Origin of the sequence: Nostoc sp. ChiQUE02, from assembly GCF_034531305.2 — a bacterium.
Taxonomy (GTDB): domain Bacteria; phylum Cyanobacteriota; class Cyanobacteriia; order Cyanobacteriales; family Nostocaceae; genus Nostoc.
This window is the reverse complement of record NZ_JAVRBN020000003.1, coordinates 125,016-144,663: the sequence shown is the minus strand read 5'-3', so window position 1 is coordinate 144,663 and position 19,648 is coordinate 125,016. Positions and strand designations below refer to the sequence as shown.

General features: G+C 40.9%; 17 protein-coding genes. 4 read left to right on the top strand and 13 right to left on the bottom strand.

From position 1 onward, the window contains the following. Window positions 1-87 precede the first annotated feature (87 nt). Window positions 88-2,124: an NAD-dependent DNA ligase LigA gene (gene ligA, locus RM347_RS04345; protein ID WP_322721470.1), complete on the bottom strand. Its 2,037-nt coding sequence runs from the start codon at window positions 2,122-2,124 to the stop codon at window positions 88-90. A gap of 462 nt (window positions 2,125-2,586) precedes the next feature. On the opposite strand from ligA, the gene RM347_RS04340 reads away from it, so the two are divergent. Both RM347_RS04340 and RM347_RS04335 read left to right on the top strand, forming a co-directional pair. Then, entirely contained in the window at window positions 2,587-3,603 is a 1,017-nt protein-coding gene (locus tag RM347_RS04340; RefSeq protein WP_322721469.1) for a hypothetical protein, read from the top strand. A gap of 135 nt (window positions 3,604-3,738) precedes the next feature. After that, complete coding sequence (locus RM347_RS04335; protein WP_322721468.1) at window positions 3,739-4,779, top strand: glycerophosphodiester phosphodiesterase; 1,041 nt, start codon at window positions 3,739-3,741, stop codon at window positions 4,777-4,779. 88 nt (window positions 4,780-4,867) lie between these two features. Here the strand turns inward: RM347_RS04335 and RM347_RS04330 are convergent, their stop codons facing one another. The 11 genes from RM347_RS04330 to RM347_RS04280 form a co-directional block, all read right to left on the bottom strand. After that, window positions 4,868-5,563 carry an SAM-dependent methyltransferase gene (locus tag RM347_RS04330; protein ID WP_322721467.1) on the bottom strand — a complete coding sequence of 232 codons (696 nt, stop codon included), beginning with the start codon at window positions 5,561-5,563 and terminating at the stop codon, window positions 4,868-4,870. Window positions 5,564-5,755: 192 nt separating this feature from the next. Continuing rightward, complete coding sequence (locus RM347_RS04325) at window positions 5,756-6,871, bottom strand: iron-containing redox enzyme family protein (protein ID WP_322721466.1); 1,116 nt, start codon at window positions 6,869-6,871, stop codon at window positions 5,756-5,758. Window positions 6,872-7,086: 215 nt separating this feature from the next. Continuing rightward, window positions 7,087-8,058, bottom strand: a complete 972-nt coding sequence (locus RM347_RS04320; protein WP_428850508.1) for an XdhC family protein — start codon at window positions 8,056-8,058, stop codon at window positions 7,087-7,089. Window positions 8,059-8,075: 17 nt separating this feature from the next. Further along, the gene (locus tag RM347_RS04315; protein WP_322721464.1) at window positions 8,076-10,769 is read right to left on the bottom strand and encodes a molybdopterin-dependent oxidoreductase; all 2,694 of its coding nucleotides are present in this window, start codon (window positions 10,767-10,769) and stop codon (window positions 8,076-8,078) included. Beyond that, complete coding sequence (locus RM347_RS04310) at window positions 10,754-11,557, bottom strand: FAD binding domain-containing protein (RefSeq protein WP_322721463.1); 804 nt, start codon at window positions 11,555-11,557, stop codon at window positions 10,754-10,756. Before RM347_RS04310 ends, RM347_RS04315 begins: the two co-directional genes overlap by 16 nt. Before the next feature lie 56 nt (window positions 11,558-11,613). Then, complete coding sequence (locus tag RM347_RS04305) at window positions 11,614-12,186, bottom strand: ureidoglycolate lyase (RefSeq protein ID WP_322721462.1); 573 nt, start codon at window positions 12,184-12,186, stop codon at window positions 11,614-11,616. Window positions 12,187-12,190: 4 nt separating this feature from the next. Next, the gene (locus RM347_RS04300; protein ID WP_322721461.1) at window positions 12,191-13,045 is read right to left on the bottom strand and encodes a polysaccharide deacetylase family protein; all 855 of its coding nucleotides are present in this window, start codon (window positions 13,043-13,045) and stop codon (window positions 12,191-12,193) included. Between the two features lie 206 nt (window positions 13,046-13,251). After that, window positions 13,252-14,184: a polysaccharide deacetylase family protein gene (locus RM347_RS04295; RefSeq protein ID WP_322721460.1), complete on the bottom strand. Its 933-nt coding sequence runs from the start codon at window positions 14,182-14,184 to the stop codon at window positions 13,252-13,254. A 216-nt stretch (window positions 14,185-14,400) separates the two neighbouring features. After that, a complete protein-coding gene (locus tag RM347_RS04290; RefSeq protein WP_322721459.1) occupies window positions 14,401-14,631 on the bottom strand; it encodes an ABC transporter permease subunit in 231 nt (76 codons plus the stop codon). Further along, entirely contained in the window at window positions 14,610-14,867 is a 258-nt protein-coding gene (locus RM347_RS04285) for a hypothetical protein (protein ID WP_322721458.1), read from the bottom strand. The genes RM347_RS04290 and RM347_RS04285 overlap by 22 nt, the downstream gene beginning before the upstream one ends. Before the next feature lie 63 nt (window positions 14,868-14,930). Continuing rightward, entirely contained in the window at window positions 14,931-15,773 is an 843-nt protein-coding gene (locus tag RM347_RS04280; protein ID WP_322721457.1) for a methyltransferase domain-containing protein, read from the bottom strand. 267 nt (window positions 15,774-16,040) lie between these two features. On the opposite strand from RM347_RS04280, the gene RM347_RS04275 reads away from it, so the two are divergent. Further along, window positions 16,041-17,375 carry a TrkH family potassium uptake protein gene (locus RM347_RS04275; RefSeq protein WP_322721456.1) on the top strand — a complete coding sequence of 445 codons (1,335 nt, stop codon included), beginning with the start codon at window positions 16,041-16,043 and terminating at the stop codon, window positions 17,373-17,375. A gap of 102 nt (window positions 17,376-17,477) precedes the next feature. Here the strand turns inward: RM347_RS04275 and RM347_RS04270 are convergent. After that, a protein-coding gene (locus RM347_RS04270; RefSeq protein ID WP_322719061.1) for an ISKra4 family transposase occupies window positions 17,478-18,538 on the bottom strand; the annotation gives its coding sequence in 2 pieces (ribosomal slippage) (window positions 17,478-18,382 and window positions 18,382-18,538; 1,062 coding nt in all). A 237-nt stretch (window positions 18,539-18,775) separates the two neighbouring features. Here RM347_RS04270 and RM347_RS04265 point away from each other — a divergent pair. Next, complete coding sequence (locus tag RM347_RS04265; protein WP_322718969.1) at window positions 18,776-19,471, top strand: potassium channel family protein; 696 nt, start codon at window positions 18,776-18,778, stop codon at window positions 19,469-19,471. Window positions 19,472-19,648 lie beyond the last annotated feature (177 nt).

Sequence of the window (19,648 nt, the reverse complement as noted above, 5' to 3'; positions counted from 1 at the left end):
GTATTTTTTAATCAGAAATCACCTAAGTCTGGGTTAATCGCCTGGATTTGTTCACTAAATATAAGCTTTCCAGGCGTTTACCTTGTTTCAATCTTCAACCATCTCTAACAATTGCGCTTCGCTTAACTGTATAATTCCTAACGATATCGCCTTTTCTAATTTAGAACCTGCATCTTCTCCTAATACTAAATAATCTGTTTTTTTACTCACTGAATCAGTCACTTTTCCTCCAGCTTTTTGAATCAAAGCCTTTGCTTCATCTCGCTTTAAGGTTGGCAATGTACCTGTAATGACAAAAGTTTTACCTGCGAACTTTTGATTACCATCAGTAAATGTTTTGGTTTCCTCTGTGGCAGCTAATTGTAATCCTTCTGCTTGCAAGCGTTCTATCAATCTTTGGTTGGCGTCAATCCGAAACCACTGGTACACAGATTGGGCAATTTCAGCACCAATACCATAAATGCCTTCAATATCTGATTGCTTTGCTGTAGCTAACTGGTCTACAGTGAAATACTTCTGAGTCAACAATTGGGCATTTACACTGCCAACATGACGGATGCCTAAACCATACAATACCCTTGACCAAGGTTGATTTTTTGATTGAGCGATCGCATCCACTAATTTCTCTGCCGACTTTTTCCCCATCCTTTCCAATGCAGATAACTTCTCTGCTGTCAACTCATATAAATCAGCAACGGAATGTACCAAACCTTTATCGACGAGTTGATATACTAACTTTTCCCCCATACCTTTAATATCCAAGGCATCACGACTTACCCAATGTTCAATGGAACCTTTGAGAATCGCTGCACAGGAAGCATTGACGCACCGAGTCACCGCCTCACCTGATTCCCGCACCACCGATTGACCACAGACTGGGCAATGGCTAGGCATAACGAAGGGTTTGGTGTCAGCGGGACGGAGTTCTTTTAGTACCCTCAGCACTTCTGGGATGATTTCCCCAGCTTTGCGGACAATGACAGTATCGCCAATGCGGATATCTAATTGAGTAATGCGATCGCTATTATGTAAAGTCGCGCGGGAAACTGTTGTCCCCGCTAGTTGCACAGGGCGCATCTCGGCTAACGGTGTTAACGCCCCCGTTCGTCCCACATTTACAGCAATATTTTCCACACGGGTGGGTGCTTCTTCGGCTGGGTACTTCAAAGCGATCGCCCAGCGGGGAAATTTTTGGGTAAACCCTAGCTGTTCCTGAAGTTTAAAAGAATTCAGTTTCACTACTACCCCATCAGTCATGTAGGGTAAATTCAGGCGTTCCGTATCCCAGTATTCATAATATTTTGCCACTTCTGCGATCGAGGCACACAGTTTGTGGTTGGGGTTCACGCGAAAGCCCATCTTTTCTAACAATTCCAACGCTTCCCATTGGGTATTGGCAATACTGGTGTCATCTCTACCAGGAATGTGCAAGGTGTAGCCAAAGAAATCTAAGCGCCGTTTAGCGACAATGCGGGAGTCTAGTTGTCTGAGTGTACCAGCTGCGGCATTGCGGGGATTGGCAAATAATTGCTCACCTGCTTTTTGCCTTTCCACGTTAATTTGTTTAAACACTTCCAAGGGTAAAAATGCCTCGCCTCGCACTTCCACCCTTTCCAGAATTTCTAACCCTTCAAAATTCAAACGCAAGGGAATTGAGCGAATTGTCCGCACATTTTGGGTGATATCTTCACCTGTTACCCCATCACCCCTAGTTGCACCCCTTACTAGAACACCATTCTGGTAGGTAAGAGCTAAAGCAGAACCATCAATTTTCAGTTCACTAACATATTCCACTGAATCTATTTTTGGTGCTTGTCGCCGCCAACGCTGATCCCACCCTTTCAACTCATCGAGATTAAACGCATTCTCCAGACTGTACAAGGGGATATTATGCCGCACTGAGGTAAACTGCGTTGCTGGTCTCTCACCCACGCGCTGAGTCGGACTATCGGGTGTCGTCAACTCTGGATATTGAATTTCCAGTTGTTGCAATTCTCGATATAACTGGTCATAGACTGCATCCTCCATGATTGGAGTATCTAGGACGTAATAAGCATAGCTGGCTTGTTGCAATAACTGACGCAATTCTTCTGTGCGCTTTACTTCAGGCTTAATCTGTGTCATTAGAATGATTACAAAATATCTAGCAAATACAATTTAAAGATGATCAAACCTGCTTTAGCAGGCTTTGTTTGGATAGCCGCGACTGACCGTCGTCGGGTCAAGGTACTTCACATAAAAATAGGGTTTGACTAATCAGTTTGCCATTAACAGAGGAACTTTGGGCAAACACTACGACTTTTCTAGGTTAATTAATTTAATACCAATCGTCGCATCCATCGCTAGACCTAACATTTTACGTACAGCGCTTCCTGACAATAAATCATTCCCTGTTCAACACATCAACATAATTTTTTATTATATAAATATTTTAAACATGCTAAGTATTATAGACCAAAGTCTAAACACATAATTATACTTAAAATATACAAATAAAATATCAGTATTCTGAATTCCGGAATCATCTGTAAATCAAGGGTATCCACAATTGTCAGCACTGCTACCTGGTATTGCATAAAAAAACAAATGCCAACCTATTTAGTTAGTGCAGCCCAAAAACCCAATACATTCTTACAGATTTATTTTACTAATATGTTCATGCACTCTTTAACATTTACTGCCTCTAGCGCAGTGTTACTTTCAACTTTAATCAGTTCCGCTTTTGCCGCTCCCAACAACTTTGCTAGTAGTGTCAACAATATCGAGCCAAACACAAAGGTACTTGCTCAAAATGTCATCCAATTACAGAGAATTCCTCAGGGCACAATACAAGCAATAGCTAACGGACAAAACCGATACGCCGCTATTTGGGTGAAATCTGGCGGTTCAGCTTGGCAAGCACGACATGGATTAACCTCAGCCCAGTACCAAGCGACTTTTGACAAACTGGTTGGTGAAGGATATCGGTTAGTTGATGTCAGTGGTTATGATGTGAACGGACAAGGCCGATACGCTGCTATTTGGGTGAAGTCTGGCGGCCCAGCTTGGCAAGCACGACATGGATTGACCTCAGCCCAGTATCAAGCGACTTTTGACAAACTGGTTGGTCAGGGATATCGATTGGTTCACGTTAGCGGTTACAGTGTGAACGGACAAGACCGATACGCTGCTATTTGGGAGAAGTCAGACGGCCCAGCTTGGCAGGCGCGACATGGATTGACCTCAGCCCAATATCAAGCGACTTTTGACCAATTAGTTGGTGAAGGATATCGACTGGTTGATGTCAGTGGTTATGATGTGAATGGACAAGACCGATACGCCGCGATTTGGGTGAAGTCTGGTGGCCCAGCTTGGCAAGCACGACATGGATTGACCTCAGCCCAGTATCAAGCGACTTTTGACAAACTAGTTGGTGAAGGATATCGATTGGTTGATGTCAGTGGTTATAATGTCAACGGACAAAATCGATATGCCGCGATTTGGGAGAAGTCTGACAGTCCAGCTTGGCAAGCGCGACATGGATTGACCTCAGCCCAGTATCAAGCAACTTTTGACAAACTGGTTGGTGAAGGATATCGATTGGTTGATGTCAGTGGTTATTAGTACAACAAGTCAAAAGTCAAAAGAAAAAACACCTATGCAGTAAGCTTTTTGCCTACTTCAGATGGTAGCTTGATGTTTGCCGTTATGTGCTAGTATCTTTCTCTTTTATGCCAGTTCTTTGAGGCGGGGAAAGTAATGACTAGAATTTTGCAAGATGCATCGCCAATTATCATTGCCCATCGAGGTGCTAGCGGCTATCGTCCAGAACATACTTTAGCTGCTTATGAATTAGCGATCGCACTAGGCGCTGATTATATTGAACCTGATTTAGTTTCTACCAAAGATGGTGTTTTAATTGCTCGTCACGAAAATGAGATTTCTGAAACCACCGACGTTGCTAGCCATGCCGAATTTGCTCACCGTCAAACCACTAAAATAATTGATGGCGAATCGAAAACTGGCTGGTTTACTGAAGATTTTACCCTGGCAGAACTGAAAACACTCCGAGCCAAAGAGCGAATTGGGCAACTGCGATCGCAAAATACCGCCTATGATGGACTCTTAGGAATTCCCACGCTGCAAGAAATAATCGATTTAGTTAAGGGTAAAAGTACCAAAATTAATCGGGCGATCGGCATTTACCCAGAAATTAAGCACCCAACTTACTTTAAATCTATTGGGTTAGCCCTAGAAGCACCCCTACTTGCAACTTTGACAGCCAACGGTTATGAGGGAGCTAATGCACCTGTTTTCATTCAGTCTTTTGAAGTGAGTAATTTACAAGATTTATCTACAAAGACTGATTTACCTCTGGTGCAATTGCTGAATAACAGCGGTAAACCTTATGACTTTGTAGTTAGTGGTTGCGATCGCACATATACAGATTTAGTCACGGCGTCAGGTTTAGAAGAAATTGCTAAATATGCACAAGCGGTTGGCGTTCATAAAAATTTACTGGTTCCTAGAGACAGCAATGGTAAATTGCGTAGACGCGGAGCGGCTTGTCGCCAGACATCGCCTACATCTTTAGTCATCGATGCTCATACGGCTGGTTTGCTGGTTCATGTCTGGACTTTCCGCAATGAAGACTGTTTTTTGCCACTAGATTTTCAAGGAAATCCCCAAGGTGAATATGAACTATTTTTCAGATTAGGTGTTGATGGCGTATTTAGCGATTACCCAGATACGGCTTTTGCTGTCACCGAGAACCTGCGGTTTAAACTTTTTTCCTCATGAATGTTGGCAGGATAAAATCAGAGTTGCAGTCATGAACAACAAAATTCCCAACTTATTCAATAAGTCGGGAATCAGAGCCTTTACATTTTTACAAACTAGTCATGACCTGAGCTAATTGATTAGATAAATCAATTACAGACTCCTGACATTTGTTAAATAAAACGCCAGCTAAAAAATAATAATCGCCAGAATAAAATGCCATCTTGTTTTTTCGGAGTTCTTCTATGTGATTTTTTACCTTGGGATCAGAGCTATAGTAGCCGAACTGCAAAGGTAACATCATGAAATTTTGAACACAATAACCATTTTCTTTGGCTATGTTCAACGTATTTATTGGATTAGAAAAACTAGATATTAAAACCAATACATTTTCATAACCTAACGACAAAAGATCGTTGGTAACAGTGGCTCCATCTACGCCCCCAAATAAGAGTGGCATATAAATATCATTATCTGGTGCGGGGAGATAGGGTGGATTGGCTACAAGATATTCGGCATCAGGTTGAGAAGAATTAAACAAACATGAATTATGGATTATGTATTTATTAGTGAGATTATATTCATCGATGGTTGAATTGGCGACTTTCCATGCAGAAGTATTTAATTCAAATCCCTGAATTACGCCATCAAACTTGTTTTTCAATAAAGAATTAATTACAGGGCTACCATCTCCTGAGCCAAACTCCACAATAGATTCAGAATTTTTACAATTTCTGATCACAAAGCTTTCTAAGCAGTTTGAGTAGAAATTAGATTCTTCAGGACAAAAAAAGATATCTTTCATTTGACTGCAATTTAAGGTGTAAGGTATAATCAATGTGATAAGAGGTTATTTACTACCTTAATATCAAGACAATAAATAACCATTCCTTTAGTAAAAAAGTCCTTACTAAAGAAATTGGGTTGTAGGTGAATTAGCAATAGAATGATTTAGAAACGTCAGAAAAAATCTGTCATTTCTAATTTTTTAGATTTCTTAGACGACTGAGGCGGATTGTTTTGCTTCGCGTATCGATCGCACAACAGCAGCACCAGCGCGATCGCTCATGAGTTTCTGCTGGTCGTATCCAAGCACCAGTTCCCATGCATCATTGGGATATCGTTCTGCTAATGGCAAAGCCACATCATCTACCATCCAACGGCCGTGGCGTTCATCTTCCCTGATGTGCAGTTCCCAATAACCTACCGCTACTTCTGAAAGTCCCAGCCGTTGCGCCGCCACCATATAATTTTTGTAAACCGCAGGGCCAGCCACTTCAAAATAGGTCAATCCACCGCTGTAACGCAGAAAATAGCGTTTGCGCTCAGTCACCAGAAAGTTATGATTGGTAGAAGCCAATACTTCCCAAGGTACTAAATCGAAATACGCCTCTGGTTGAGTATTCATTCCAAATTCAGCAAGCATTTGGGCAAAAAATGTAGAATGCTTGCGAGATAAACGACCATTGCCGTATTCTTCTATTAATACCCGCATCAGCGTACACTGCACTTCATTAGCAACACCACCCAAAATGCGGGAAAGATGACTAGCTTCAACCAAGCCATCAAAGGAGCCAATGGCCAGTAAGTGACGATAGCCAGCTTCAGTCATTTCTTCACGAATATACCGACTACTCTCCGATAAAGGCGGATTTAAGTCGGCAGATGCACGCTCAATTAAAGCTTGTTCTACATCTAATTGTTGCAGTGCGGCCACATCGATTTGTGCCAGTTCCCACTTTTGCCAAGCAGCTTCAATTTGGTCACGACATGAGCACAAGTAAAGCGATCGCTCATTGGTATAGTGCCGCAAATCGTCGTACCAAAACAGCTTTAGCCGATTAATTCGATAAAGTATGCGTTGGAGAAAACGGTGAGCCTGTTCATCAGAGCGATCGTTTTGATAAGCGGCACGAATTGCCATAGAGAGCGCCTGTTGAAACTCAGTGGCTATTGCAGGTTTTACATCCAGTTTATTGTCCAAATCCTCCATTGCTAGCAGTTCTACAAATTGCTTCTCAGCACGATCGTACTTGGTAATTGTTCTTTCTTCTGTTTGCGTGCTCTTTTTCGCAGCCCCAGCGTTAGGAAATATGACTAAATTGCTTTGCATGGAATCTTCGGTAGCTTAGGAAAAGTGAGAAATTACTTTCACCACTAATATCTAGGTTTCCACACGAGTAGCTTTCTGTACCTCTTTCCTTGGTTATAAAGAAAGATGAAGTCTAGATGAGGAACACAACCAAAGGGGTAGGAAAGCAGGGGGATAGAGGAGCAGAAGAGCAGAGAAGAATGATTTGTAACTGTAATTTGGTAGAAATTAACTATTTATCCAGACTTAAATTTTTCCGATAAAGAAGTTCCAGTGCCACCACGGCGAACTTTAATTAACTCAGCACAGATACTAACTGCAATTTCCTCTGGCGTTAAAGCACCAATATCTAAACCAATTGGTGCATATATTTGATGTAAAAATTCTGGATCGTAACCTTCATTTTGCAGTATTTTGTACACAGTGCTGACTCGTTTATTGCTGCCAACCATGCCGATATATTGTACTTGATACTTGCATAGCAGCCGTAAAACTGCTAAATCTTGCAGATAACCTCTAGTAACTAAAGAGATATATAAATTAGGATTTTTATCTAATATTTCTTGAATTGACGTGATAGGTTTTGCTAACACGCACGAGGCTTCAGGAAATCTTTCTTTTGTAGCAAAGTCTGAGCGTTCATCTTGTACAATAACTTGAAAACCTGCTATTTTGGCAACCTGCGCTAGAGGAACAGCAATATGTCCTGCGCCAATAATTAATAATGTTGGTGGTGCTAGTAAAGGTTCAATTAATGCTATGGTCTGTAAAGATGCAATTACTTCTGTTTCTACCAGTAGATAAGGTTTTTCATCTGTATTAAACGGCGTGATAATTGTTCCTAAACGCCCAGATGTTAAAGTACTTATAATCTGATTGACTAAGTTTAAGCTTTCACTGCCTGACCATAACTCTAATAATACCTGCATTGTGCCACCACAAACGCCTTGAGTTTCTCGTTGGGGTGCGCCAGATAAATCAATTTCTACAAATTGTTTTTTACCTGTTTGTAGCACTTGCAAAGCTTGCTGATAAACTTTTGCTTCTCCAGCACCACCGCCAATTGTTCCAAATGTTTTACCATCAGCGCTAATGAACATTTTCGCGCCGACTTCTCTGGGTGTAGAACCTTTGATGCTGGTGACAGTGGCTAAAACCACAGCACTGTTTTTTAAGGCTTTTGCTAGTTGTTGGTAGAAGTCAAGCATTTGAGGAAGAAAAGAGTTTAAGGTGAAGAGTTGTTTAGTTGTCGCCAAACTCTTTCGGGTGTCATGGGGAGTTGGTATAGTCTACAGCTTGTGGCGTGAGCGTTACGCGAAGCGATCGCAAGCGCAGCGCGAATCGCATTTACAATAGCAGGCGCTGTACAATTGGTAGTAATTTCCCCAACTCCTTTAGCGCCATAAGGGCCGTGGGGGTCGGCTTGTTCTATTAAAATTACTTCTATTGGTGGCATATCTGCCGCTGTGGGGATGCGATATTCTCGCAATGTAGGATTTAAAATACATCCTTGTTCATCAAATAATAGTTCTTCACTTAAAGCATAGCCAATTCCCATCGCTATTCCCCCCGTTGCTTGTCCGTGACAAATTCGCGGATTAATTGCTTTACCTAAATCAATCGCTTGCACACATCGTAAAACTTGAATTTTACCTGTTTCTATATCAACTTCTACTTCCACACCTTGAACAGCGAAAGTTAAAGTTGATTCATCTGCTGCATAAGTTATCTCTTCACTTATTTCTCCACACGTTAGTGCTTCGTTTTTTAATCTATCCCGTAATTTCTCAGCCGCTAATTTGACTGCTTGTCCAGAAATATAAACTGTCGCAGAAGCATAAGAACCAGCATCAAAAGGTGTTTCTTGAGTATCGCCAGAAATGATATAAATATCGCCAACACTCACGCCTAAAACTTCTGCTGCTATTTGTCGCAATGTTGTATCTGAGCCAGTCCCAACATCGACAGAACCAGTTCTTAATTCATATTTACCATCAGCTAAAAGTGATAATTTGACTTTGGCAATGTGAATTTTAGATAAACCACTACCTTGCATAGAAACGGCAAATCCTACACCACGACAGCGAGAACCTTCTACGCTTGGTGGTGTACCAGGAACGTAACCAAGTGACTGCGTAACTTTTTCCCAGCATTCGAGAACGGCGTAACTACCAATTAAGTTAAAGTGATCTTCAGACTTACCTAAATTAATTACATCTCCCGGACGAATAAGATTTTTTAAACGTATTTCTATAGGGTCAATATTGAGCTTTTGAGCAATTTCATCTATTTGACTTTCCATTGCAAAAGTGCCTTGAGTTGCACCATAACCGCGAAATGCACCCGCTGGCATCGTATTTGTATAAACGGCAAAACCCCGCAATCTTTTATTTGGACAACGATATAAACCTAGAGGGATATAACCTGATAAAAATACTACTGTCTGTCCATGATTACCATAAGCACCTGTATTACCAATTATTTCCATATCTTGGGCAACAAGTGTACCATCTGCTTTGACACCACTTTTAATTTTGATTGTCATAGCATGGCGGCTATTTGTGGCAGTAAATTCCTCTTTTCTAGTAAATTCCCACTGCACGGGTTTACCTGTACGGAGGGTTGCTAAAACACAGAGGTCTTCTGATAAAATTTCCTGTTTATTACCAAATCCACCGCCAAGTTGTGCTTTATAAACGCGGATTTTATCTTGAGGAAAGTTGAAAATTTGTGAGAGTAACCGCTGACAATGAAATGGTACTTGAGTACTGGAACGCACAACTAGAGTACCATCTGGTTCTAGCCAACTAATAGTTATATGTGGTTCGAGGTGGACGTGTTGTACTGCTGGTAATTTATAGGTATTTTCAACAATTAAATCTGCTTCGACAAATCCCTGTTCTAAATCACCATATTCGAGAAATATTTGCCCAGCAATGTTGCGATTTCTATCACGAATTTGTGATGATTCTGGTTCATCATGAATCACCACACGGCTAGCATTCATTGCTTGCACAGGGTCGATAATATGTGGTAAAATTTCGTAATCGACGGCAATTAATTGACAAGCTTGTTCGGCAATAGTTACTGATTCTGCAACTACAGCCGCAACGCGATCGCCTACAAATCTTACTTTATTATCTAATAGGTAATGATCTAACGGATCGGGTACTGGTTCGGCATGACCGGCAGTAGTATAAGGTATTCTGGGAACATCTTCATGGGTGAAAATCGCAACCACACCGGGGAGTGCTTTGGCTTCTTGGGTGTCAATCTTGCAGATACGAGCGTGGGGATGAGGCGATCGCAGTACTTTAAGATGTAATAATCCAGGTGGTGAAATATCTCCTGTATAGGACGCTTTTCCGGTGACAATGGCTGCACCGTCTTGTTTGGGAATGCTTTCTCCTACTGAGTGGGGAGTGGAGAGTGGAGAGTGAAGAGAGACGCAATTAATCGCTTCTGTACTGAGTTGTGAGTTTTGAGAAAGTCGAATACTCTCGATAATCGCTTGATATCCAGTGCAGCGGCAGAGATTTCCTTTCAAAGCTAAACGCAATTCATCCTCTGATAATTCTGGCAACTTTGCCGCACTCATAATCATCCCAGGAGTGCAGAAACCACATTGAAAACCTTGTGCTTCCAAAAATGCTTGCTGCATCGGCGCAAGTTCACCATTTTGGGAAAGTCTTTCTATAGTAGTTACCGATTGATTTTTAATTCGCATTGCCGGATAAATGCAACTATGGATAGGTGTATCATTTACCCAAACTGTGCAAGCACCACAATCGCCAGAATCGCAAACACGATGAACACCAAACCAGCCTAATTGACGTAATAAACTCAAAAGGCTAGTTCCAGGGTGACAATTTTCTGTATAAGACTGATTATTAACTTGAAATTTTAACTGTTCTGGCATAATAAAGCTGATAGCGATCGCTTGATTAAAACTGCCGTCAATTCTCGACGATAAATTGCACTCGCCTTGGCATCTTCAATAAAATTTACCTTCTGTAAAAACGCGAAATCTTGCGTCTTTACATCATCCAATTCCAGCAGTTGGGGTGCAGCAACACTAGCACCAATAACACAGCGTATCTGTTGAAGATTGCTAGCACTTACCACAATTGCTAAAGCTGGGTCACTTGCAGCAATTCCAAAGCGTTGATAATTAACTTTCCATTTTAAATTAGATAAAGGAATTAAAACCCGCCTTAATATTTCTCCTGGTTGCAAAATTGTGGATTTTAAACCAAGTTGAAAGTCTTTCGCCGCAACTTGACGCGACTCTCCTTTAGGATTCAAAATTTCGTAACTTGCACCCAGCGCTACCATTACTGGTGCTAAGGTTCCTACTGACAAAGCCAGACAAATATTGCCTCCCACTGTTGCCACATTAATTACTTTTAATGATGCTGCTAGTGCAGCAACCGCACTTTTTAATCCCTCAATTGCTGTCCATTCTGATAACCAGGGATATTCTAATAATTTAATTAATGGACAAGTCGCACCAATAATTAAATAATTTTCTTGAACTTCAATCTCTGACCATCCCAAATTCTGTATATCTACCAGCGCTTTCAGATGTGGTTGTGGTTCGGAAAATAGCCATGTTCCACCCGCTAACCAAGCCCAATCTTCACCCCAATTTGTGATAGTTTGAATATTATCAGGATTTAAATAAGTTTCGACGTTTGGCAAATCCATCTTTTATTTAAACGCATAGGAATGCGGAGGGAAGCGCAGAGTAGCGCAGAGTTTTATCAAATATCTAGTTGAATTGTATAGCCTAATCTTTTGGGTAGGGAAATCTTATAAACATCGCCTTGATTCATCTCGTCTGGTGTTTGCATTTGACTCAAGGCAGTGACGACTTCATCAGAATTTGCCGTGAGGATGATGACGGAGCGATCGCAAGCTATGGGAAAATCATGCCAAGTCCCAATATGCAGCAATAATCCGTAGCCAGGGGGGAACCGTAGCGCTTTAACTTGATTTAAGTCTGGCAAGGTTTCGTCATTATCGTGATTAGGCGATGCTAACACCATAATAAATGGTGATTGTCCCATACCAATAAACATTTGGGTCATATGTATATGGCGTTCTAGCCAGACAATTGGCGGATATCCAGGCATTATCTTGGCTGTTCTGAAGGTTGCTGTTCCCCGATAAGTAAAGTCAATATTTTCGCCTTCTAGTACTCTTTCTTGATAAAAAGGAATTCCTAATCCGGGTTTGCTGACATCATCGCCTAATAGATGTCCATAGGGTTTGATATTTTCTGTATTGGCTTCGATTACAGGAATTTTGAGAATTTGGGTTTGGGAAATAGTCATGGTTTTATTGTGATTTATTTATCCAATTGTAAATACCTTCACCTGTAGTTAGCCAAGTATCAGATTTATTTTTAATATGTAGCAAACATTGTTTTAAATATTTTAACCGTAGTGGTTGACCAACAATAAATGGATGTAAGCCAATCGCCATTACTCGTCCTTGGGATTCTCCATCTTGCCAGAGTTGGTCAAATTGGTCTATTATTGCTTGGGCAAATTCTACACCAGAAAAGCGGTTACTCAAACATAAGCTAATATCATTTGCTTCTATAGTATAAGGAATTGCTAACAAGCGACCATTGGGTAATGGATACCAATAAGGTTGGTCATCATTTGCCCAGTCAGCAGTGTAAACAATTCCGGCTGAATGCAATAATTCAAAAGTTGATTCAGTAATAGAAAATCCTGGTGTTAACCAGCCTTTAGCAGTTTTACCAGTAGCTTGACGTAGTAAAATTAAAGTTCTATCAATTATATCTATTTCTGTTTCCCGATCCATACCACTATGTCCAGTGGAATTATTAATACCATGCGCCATTACTTCCCAGCCATATTTCTGTATAGCTGTCATAATTTCGGGATAAAATCTACAAATTTCACCGTTTACTGCTGCTGTTACCGGAATTTCTAACTCGGCGAACAGTTCAAACAAACGCCAAATACCAACGCGATTACCATAGTCTCGCCAACCATAATTAGCAATTTCTGGGTAACTGTTTAAATGAGGTTGAATTGCTGTTCCTAGTTTGCCAAAAGTGAAATGTTCTACATTCATCACTACCCACACAGCAACTCTGGCATTATTGGGTAATTTTAATACTGGACGTTGCGTAATTGGTTGAAAAGATGGAGGCTGCATTGTTAACAATTCAAAATTTTAAATTTATTATTTTCGCCAATCAGGAGTGGTAGTTTACACTAACTCCTAACTCTGCAAATTTTAGATTTTAGATTTTTTCTTCAATCCAAAATCCAAAATTTAAAATCGAATAACACACCCTCGATTTTTCGGTCACTAATTCACCTAGTGCTGCCAAAATTAGAGATGTAGCAGCCCGTAGCGTATCACTGATGATTAAGCTGATGGTTTGGATGGTCATCCTTTGTAACCGTAGGTGAAGCTATCTTTGCCAAATGTTCTTCTTGGGCTTGTATTTCCAGTAGTTGGGGAATCGTCACAAATCGATAGCCTTGGCCCTTCAAACCTGCAATCATTTCTGGTAAGGCCTTGACAGATTTTGAACGGTTACCGCCCCCATCGTGCATCAATACAATTGCACCGGGTTTTGCATGTTTCAGGACATTTTTGACCAGCCCTGGCACTTGAGGCGAACGACGTTCAGCGTCTCCTGACTGTTCTGACCACATCATGACAGCGTACTTCTCGTTTTTGGCATATTCGGCTAATCCATTATTCAGAAAGCCGCCAGGGGGGCGAAACAGAGTAGTTTTCACCCCTGTCGTCTTGTAGATGATGTCTGCTGTGCGATCAATTTCACTAGCCACAGTCGCCCCATCCATTTGAAAATACCAATGGTGCCATGTGTGATTACCAATTACGTGACCATCAGCAGCCACTTGCTTGGCAACCTGGGGAAAATACTTCACCATTTGCCCAATCATGAAGAATGTTGCCTTCACATCATTTTTCTTCAAAATTTCTAAAATCTGTGCCGTATTTTTGGGGCCGGGGCCATCATCAAAAGTTAGGGCGATGACTTTCTCATTTGCTTTTAGTTTCGCTTGATAAACGATTGTTCCCTGAAATACCTTTGGCACTTCATTCATCTGGTTTATTGCTGGGCTGATATTCTGTGCGGATGCACTCATCAGCTTGTTCTGACTCGCTTTACCACTCTCGCTTTTTGGCTTTATAATTCCCAACAAATGCTCAAATCCGTTTGTAGCTAAAAGTAAACTGATACCTAAACTACCAGCACCAGTAACCGATGTAATGATTATTAGTTTCAGTAACAAAGATAATTTACGACTGAACACATTAAATCTCCTCAAATATTAGTCATTAGTCATTGGTCATTGGTCATCGGTCATTAGTGATTAGTCAAGAGTTAGGAATCCTTCCCCTGTTCCACTACTCCCTTATCTCCCTATTACCTCACTCGTAGTCGGTTGTAAATTAATATATCTGCTGCTAAAAGAAAAAATAATAAAATAACTTGAAACATCCCAGCTAAAGCAAAAGGAAGCCCCAATTTAATTTGCACTAATTCGCCGCCTACGTACAAAACTGCCACTTAGTAAGCTGGATAAAATAATACCCAGTGGATTTAATCGACCAATAAAAGCAGCAATAATGGCAGTATAACCGTAACCTGGAGAAATACTAGGGCGGAGTTGACTATTAGGGCCGAGAACTTTGCACACACCAGCTAAACCTGCTAATCCACCGCTAAATAACAGAGTTAGCCAAATTTGCGTAGGCATAGCCTGTCGTAGACATCACTATTTATCCCAGCATACACCGCAGCCTTGGGACTAAAACCAACTACCCGCACAAAAAACTTTTGCCGCAGTACTCCCCAAATTAACACTGCTGCCACAACTGCCAAAATTACACCCAAATGCAACCTTGTACCAACAATTAATGGTTGTAAACTAGCAAATTCTGTAAAGGGTTCAGATTCAGGAAAGTTAAATCCTTGGGGGTCTTTTAAGGACAAGATAATTCGTAATCCTAAGGAGTACGGTGCGTTACGCTAACGCGATAACACACCCTACATTAATTACTTAACACCAGATAATAAGCCAAACCGAACTAACCCACGCTCATAACCGCGACGCATCAATCCCAGCGATAATGCCCCTTGAATGGTAGTCCAACCGGCATTGAGTAAGCCCCAAAGCGCTTGGGGAGTGAATGCTGAATCAATGACTACATTCCAAAAGGGGGCGACGGCGGTTGACCAATCGGCGGTGCGAATATTGTTTAATGGAAGTTGAAGTGCGATCGCTTCATACTCTGGTAAAGAAATCACATAAGGCAAACAATACACCCGATAAATATCCTGCAAGTGCTTTTCTTCATCCGGCGTTAGTGGTAACTTATCAGTTGGTCGATGACACCATGTCACCATAATTAACTTGCCACCAGGCTTCAACACCCGATAGCACTCCTGGAGAAACTTAGTTTTATCTGGCATGTGTTCACCGCTTTCCAGCGACCAAACCAAGTCAAAAGAATTGTCAGCAAAGGGCATCGCTTGAGCATTGGCCACCTGAAACTGAGTTCTCAGACTCAAATTCGCCTCCAAAGCGCGTTCCGTTGCTCTGGCAGCTTGCACAGGACTCAAAGTAATTCCTGTAGCCTTAGCCTTAAACTTTTCAGCTAGGTATAAAGAACTGCCGCCAATGCCACAACCTACATCGAGGATATTTTCTGCTGCTTGTACCCCTGCCCAATTGAGCAGTTCTTCGATTAAATCAATTTGCGCTTGCCGACGGTCTTTTTTCTCACTACCATCAGCCCCATAGTAGCCGTGGTGCATGTGTTCGCCCCAAATCTGTTCCCACAGACCAGAGGAAGCATCGTAGAACTGCTGAATTTGCTGGTAAAGTGTTGCACTCATGAAAAAAGTAATATTGAGACGAAGTAGAATTCAAAAAAAAACATACTTGTAGGCTACCATGTGTGTTTTTAATTAAATAAGGGTATTTTTGTTTCAAGAAAAGTAAACCAGGATTTATCCTCCTTGGAAAAATCCTGGTTTACACTAATAAACTGTTCTGGCTCGAATTTATACCAAAAATCCCAAATATGGCTACAGATTGAAGCATGTGCCAACCCATATTAAATCTAGCTTTCTGAATTTTGAATTTTGAATTTTGAATTAATTATGACCGTTTCTCGCACAGTTTGCCTGGGATTTTTGGCTGTCATCGCTATAGGAACCATCTTGCTGATGATGCCTTTCTCGACTAGCGATGGTACATGGAACGACCCTATTGTGGCGCTATTCACCTCGACATCCGCGGTTTGTGTTACTGGATTATCAGTGGTTGATCCTGGTACTTATTTTTCTTTTTGGGGTCAGTTGTTTATGACACTGTTGGTTCAGATTGGCGGTTTGGGCTACATGACAAGCACTACCTTTCTGATTCTGCTGATTGGACGCAAGTTTGACCTGCGACAAAAGGTAGCTATTCAACAAGCTTTAGACCGACCAGGAATGAGTGGTAGTGCTCAAGTGATCCGTTCAATTATTGCCACAACTTTAATTTTTGAGATTACAGGCGTATTCTTACTTCTACCAGCTTTTGTTCCTGAATATGGATGGAATCAAGGACTTTGGTTGGCGATTTTTCATAGTATTAATGCTTGGAATAATGCTGGTTTTAGTTTGTTTAAAGATAACTTAATTGGCTATCAGTCATCCTTCTTAATAGTCTTCACCATCAGCATGTTGATTATTTTTGGGGGAATTGGCTATCAGGTAATTTTAGAAATGTATCTTTGGTTCCGCGATCGCATTCTCAAAAAAAATCATAACCAAACATTTTCCCTAGATTTCAAAGTTGCAACCAGCACAACTATTATATTATTAGTAATAGGGTTAGTTGCCTTTTTCTGTATAGAGATTAGAAACCCTGAAACATTTGGTTATCTAAAACTAAGCGATCAGATATTAGTAGCTTGGTTTCAATCAGTTACTCCCCGAACTGCTGGCTTTAACACCATCGATATTGGCAAAATGACCACCGCGGGTCTATTTATTACGATCGCGCTGATGTTTATAGGTGCAAGTCCAGGTGGTACAGGAGGAGGAATGAAAACAACAACCCTGAGAGTCTTGACCAGTTGCACTAAAACGATTCTCCAAGGAAAAGAAGAAGTTTTATTGTACGATCGCAAGATAGCAATATCTTTAATTTTGAAAGCTGTAGGTGTATTAGTGGGTTCAGTAGCGACGGTGATTTTAGCTACTATTTTAATTAGCCTCACAGATCCAACACTAGATTTTATTCAAATTTTGTTTGAAGTGGTATCAGCCTTCGCTACCGTGGGGCTTTCTACAGGCATTACAGCAAGTATCTCCACAGCAGCAAAGCTGATCTTAATTGTCACTATGTACATTGGACGAGTAGGTGTTTTACTACTGATGTCTGCCGTACTAGGAGACCCACGTCCTACTAGAATTCGCTATCCTGAAGAAAATTTGCTCGTAGGATAGTTAGGGAGAGGGAGTAGGGAGTAAAGAGTAGGGAGTAAAGAGTAGGGAGAGAATAATTCGGGAGCATGTCAACTTTGTTAGAACAAACGAACTAAACAGGTTCTAAAGTTGGTCATTAAGATAAGCGCAGCGATGCTTGAGAACTTGAGAGACATTATATTCATCCCATTGCGCTCCAGAAATTTTTAATCGCCGATCTATCTGTTTGATAGTAGACTCGACGGCACCAGAACCGATAGAACAAATACCTTCGGTTTGATAATAATCATAATTGACAATTCGATGCCGATGAGTTTCCAAATACTGGCAGAAATTTTGAGCTTTTTTAGCTTGAAGTGGAGAGATCAGAGCGAGAGTTTCATCAACTTTTCCGAACCAAAGAAAAGTTTCCGCAGTTTTGAGTTGCTTGAGAGAACCACCCACTTTATGTAGATTTTCGATGAGATGGAACCAATCTAAAATCTCCCGTCTTTCTCCTAGACAATTAAATTGTCGAATTATTTTCCAAATCCCTGGATGTCCATCACCTAAACAGGTTAATGGTTCTGCCAAATGTTGTTGATTTACCCAATCGATTAAAGCTTCATTTTCACCCAATCTAGCTACTTTTATTTCTTGGTTGATGCAGATGGCTTTATAGTCTTTCCAGATGCATGGCTTTCCTTTTTGTTCAGTCCTAAGCCTTACCTTGCCGCCGTCCACGCTAATTTCTTCGATTTTTTGTTGGTATCCTATTTCGGGAAACTCATACCGCTGAACGATTCTTTGTTGTGTATTAGCAGAAATCGACATCCCGGTATATTTATAAATATCTTTGGCTGCATTCTCATAGGAGACATTCGCACTTGCTCTCAAGCAACATTGCTCTAAATAAGGACTTATTTTTTGATTGTTTTCTAGTTTTAACTTTCGTGCTTGTTTCTCACTGACTGGTAATTCTCCGAGAATACTTTTGATTGTTCTTACTCGTCCGGATGAAGTTCCTGTTGCTTCTTTGAGAAAAAAACCCCTAATTCTGGTGTAATGTATTCTAGAGTTTGCGCTCTGATTGTTTTTTCAATCCCGGCTAGACTCTCTAATTCTTCAGTCTCTGCTTCTTGATACAGAATTTTTGCTACGGCTTGAAGATGTTTCTGGAGTTTTTTCTGATTGGCTGGTTTCATTGTTGAGTAAGAATTGATTTCTTCCTCTATTTTCATTGATTCTGCCACTCTTCAATAGTTCATCTGTTCTAGCAAAGTTGACATGCTCCCAATAATTCTTGTCAACTGACTAATGATTAATGACTCATGACTAAACTGATAAAATATACCTTGAAAGGCAAAAAATAAAATTTTTAATTCAAGCGGTATAACCGTTTTTTGCCCTAAATACAGGGAGCCATAATAAGGATAACAACGGTGAATCTGTCATCATTAAGTTTTTTTCGCAGTTTACGTAAAGACAACCAGCAATTTGCTGTAATTGGGTTAGGTCGTTTTGGTAGGTCTGTCTGTTCCACGCTGCACAATTTTGGTTATCAAGTGCTGGCAACAGATATTGATGAAAAACAAGTTTCAGAAGCATTAACTGAGGGAATAGTTAGTCATGCTTTGCAACTAGACTCTACAGAACCAGCCGCACTCAAAGAAGCTGGAATTTTTGAATTTGATACTGTGATTATCGCGATTGGCAATTACGTTCAGGAAAGCATCATAACCACCCTAAATGTGAAAGAGGCTGGTGTACCTCATGTAGTTGCCAAAGCTTCTAGTGAAGTTCACCGTAAACTCTTGCGGCGAGTAGGAGCAGATCATGTTGTTTTTCCTGAATATGAAGCGGGTTGTGCCCTAGCACGTACCCTTACCAAACCAGCAATCCTAGATCGGTTTGACCTCGACCCAGATAACAGTATTGTAGAGTTGATTGTGCCTGATGAATTTCATGGCAAAACGATCACCGAACTGCAACTTCGTAACCGCTACGGTTTAAATTTGTTAGCAGTGAGCCAGGATGGTAAATTTCAAATCAATCCTGACTCCACCAAGCGTTTAGAACGTGGTTCAGCAATGGTCGTTATTGGTTGCAATAAAGATATCAATCGTTTGCCAATTTAAAAAAGTTAGGAGTTTGGAGTTTGGAGAGACACGATTAATCGCGTCTGTACAAGAGTTTGGAGTTATTAATTATGCCGTGTGCAACTTTTACTGAAACCTAACCTGCAAATTCCTTTCCTACTAGGGAATGGGGAAAATTAAAAGCCTCTCTCCTTGCAGGTAGGAGAGAGGTCAGAA

Excerpts from the sequence above, each read along its gene's own strand:
- ligA (WP_322721470.1), bottom strand. The coding sequence starts at position 2,124 with ATGACACAGATTAAGCCTGAAGTAAAGCGCACAGAAGAATTGCGTCAG.
- RM347_RS04340 (WP_322721469.1), top strand. The coding sequence starts at position 2,587 with ATGCCAACCTATTTAGTTAGTGCAGCCCAAAAACCCAATACATTCTTA.
- RM347_RS04335 (WP_322721468.1), top strand. The coding sequence starts at position 3,739 with ATGACTAGAATTTTGCAAGATGCATCGCCAATTATCATTGCCCATCGA.
- RM347_RS04330 (WP_322721467.1), bottom strand. The coding sequence starts at position 5,563 with ATGAAAGATATCTTTTTTTGTCCTGAAGAATCTAATTTCTACTCAAAC.
- RM347_RS04325 (WP_322721466.1), bottom strand. The coding sequence starts at position 6,871 with ATGCAAAGCAATTTAGTCATATTTCCTAACGCTGGGGCTGCGAAAAAG.
- RM347_RS04320 (WP_428850508.1), bottom strand. The coding sequence starts at position 8,058 with ATGCTTGACTTCTACCAACAACTAGCAAAAGCCTTAAAAAACAGTGCT.
- RM347_RS04315 (WP_322721464.1), bottom strand. The coding sequence starts at position 10,769 with ATGCCAGAACAGTTAAAATTTCAAGTTAATAATCAGTCTTATACAGAA.
- RM347_RS04310 (WP_322721463.1), bottom strand. The coding sequence starts at position 11,557 with ATGGATTTGCCAAACGTCGAAACTTATTTAAATCCTGATAATATTCAA.
- RM347_RS04305 (WP_322721462.1), bottom strand. The coding sequence starts at position 12,186 with ATGACTATTTCCCAAACCCAAATTCTCAAAATTCCTGTAATCGAAGCC.
- RM347_RS04300 (WP_322721461.1), bottom strand. The coding sequence starts at position 13,045 with ATGCAGCCTCCATCTTTTCAACCAATTACGCAACGTCCAGTATTAAAA.
- RM347_RS04290 (WP_322721459.1), bottom strand. The coding sequence starts at position 14,631 with ATGCCTACGCAAATTTGGCTAACTCTGTTATTTAGCGGTGGATTAGCA.
- RM347_RS04280 (WP_322721457.1), bottom strand. The coding sequence starts at position 15,773 with ATGAGTGCAACACTTTACCAGCAAATTCAGCAGTTCTACGATGCTTCC.
- RM347_RS04275 (WP_322721456.1), top strand. The coding sequence starts at position 16,041 with ATGACCGTTTCTCGCACAGTTTGCCTGGGATTTTTGGCTGTCATCGCT.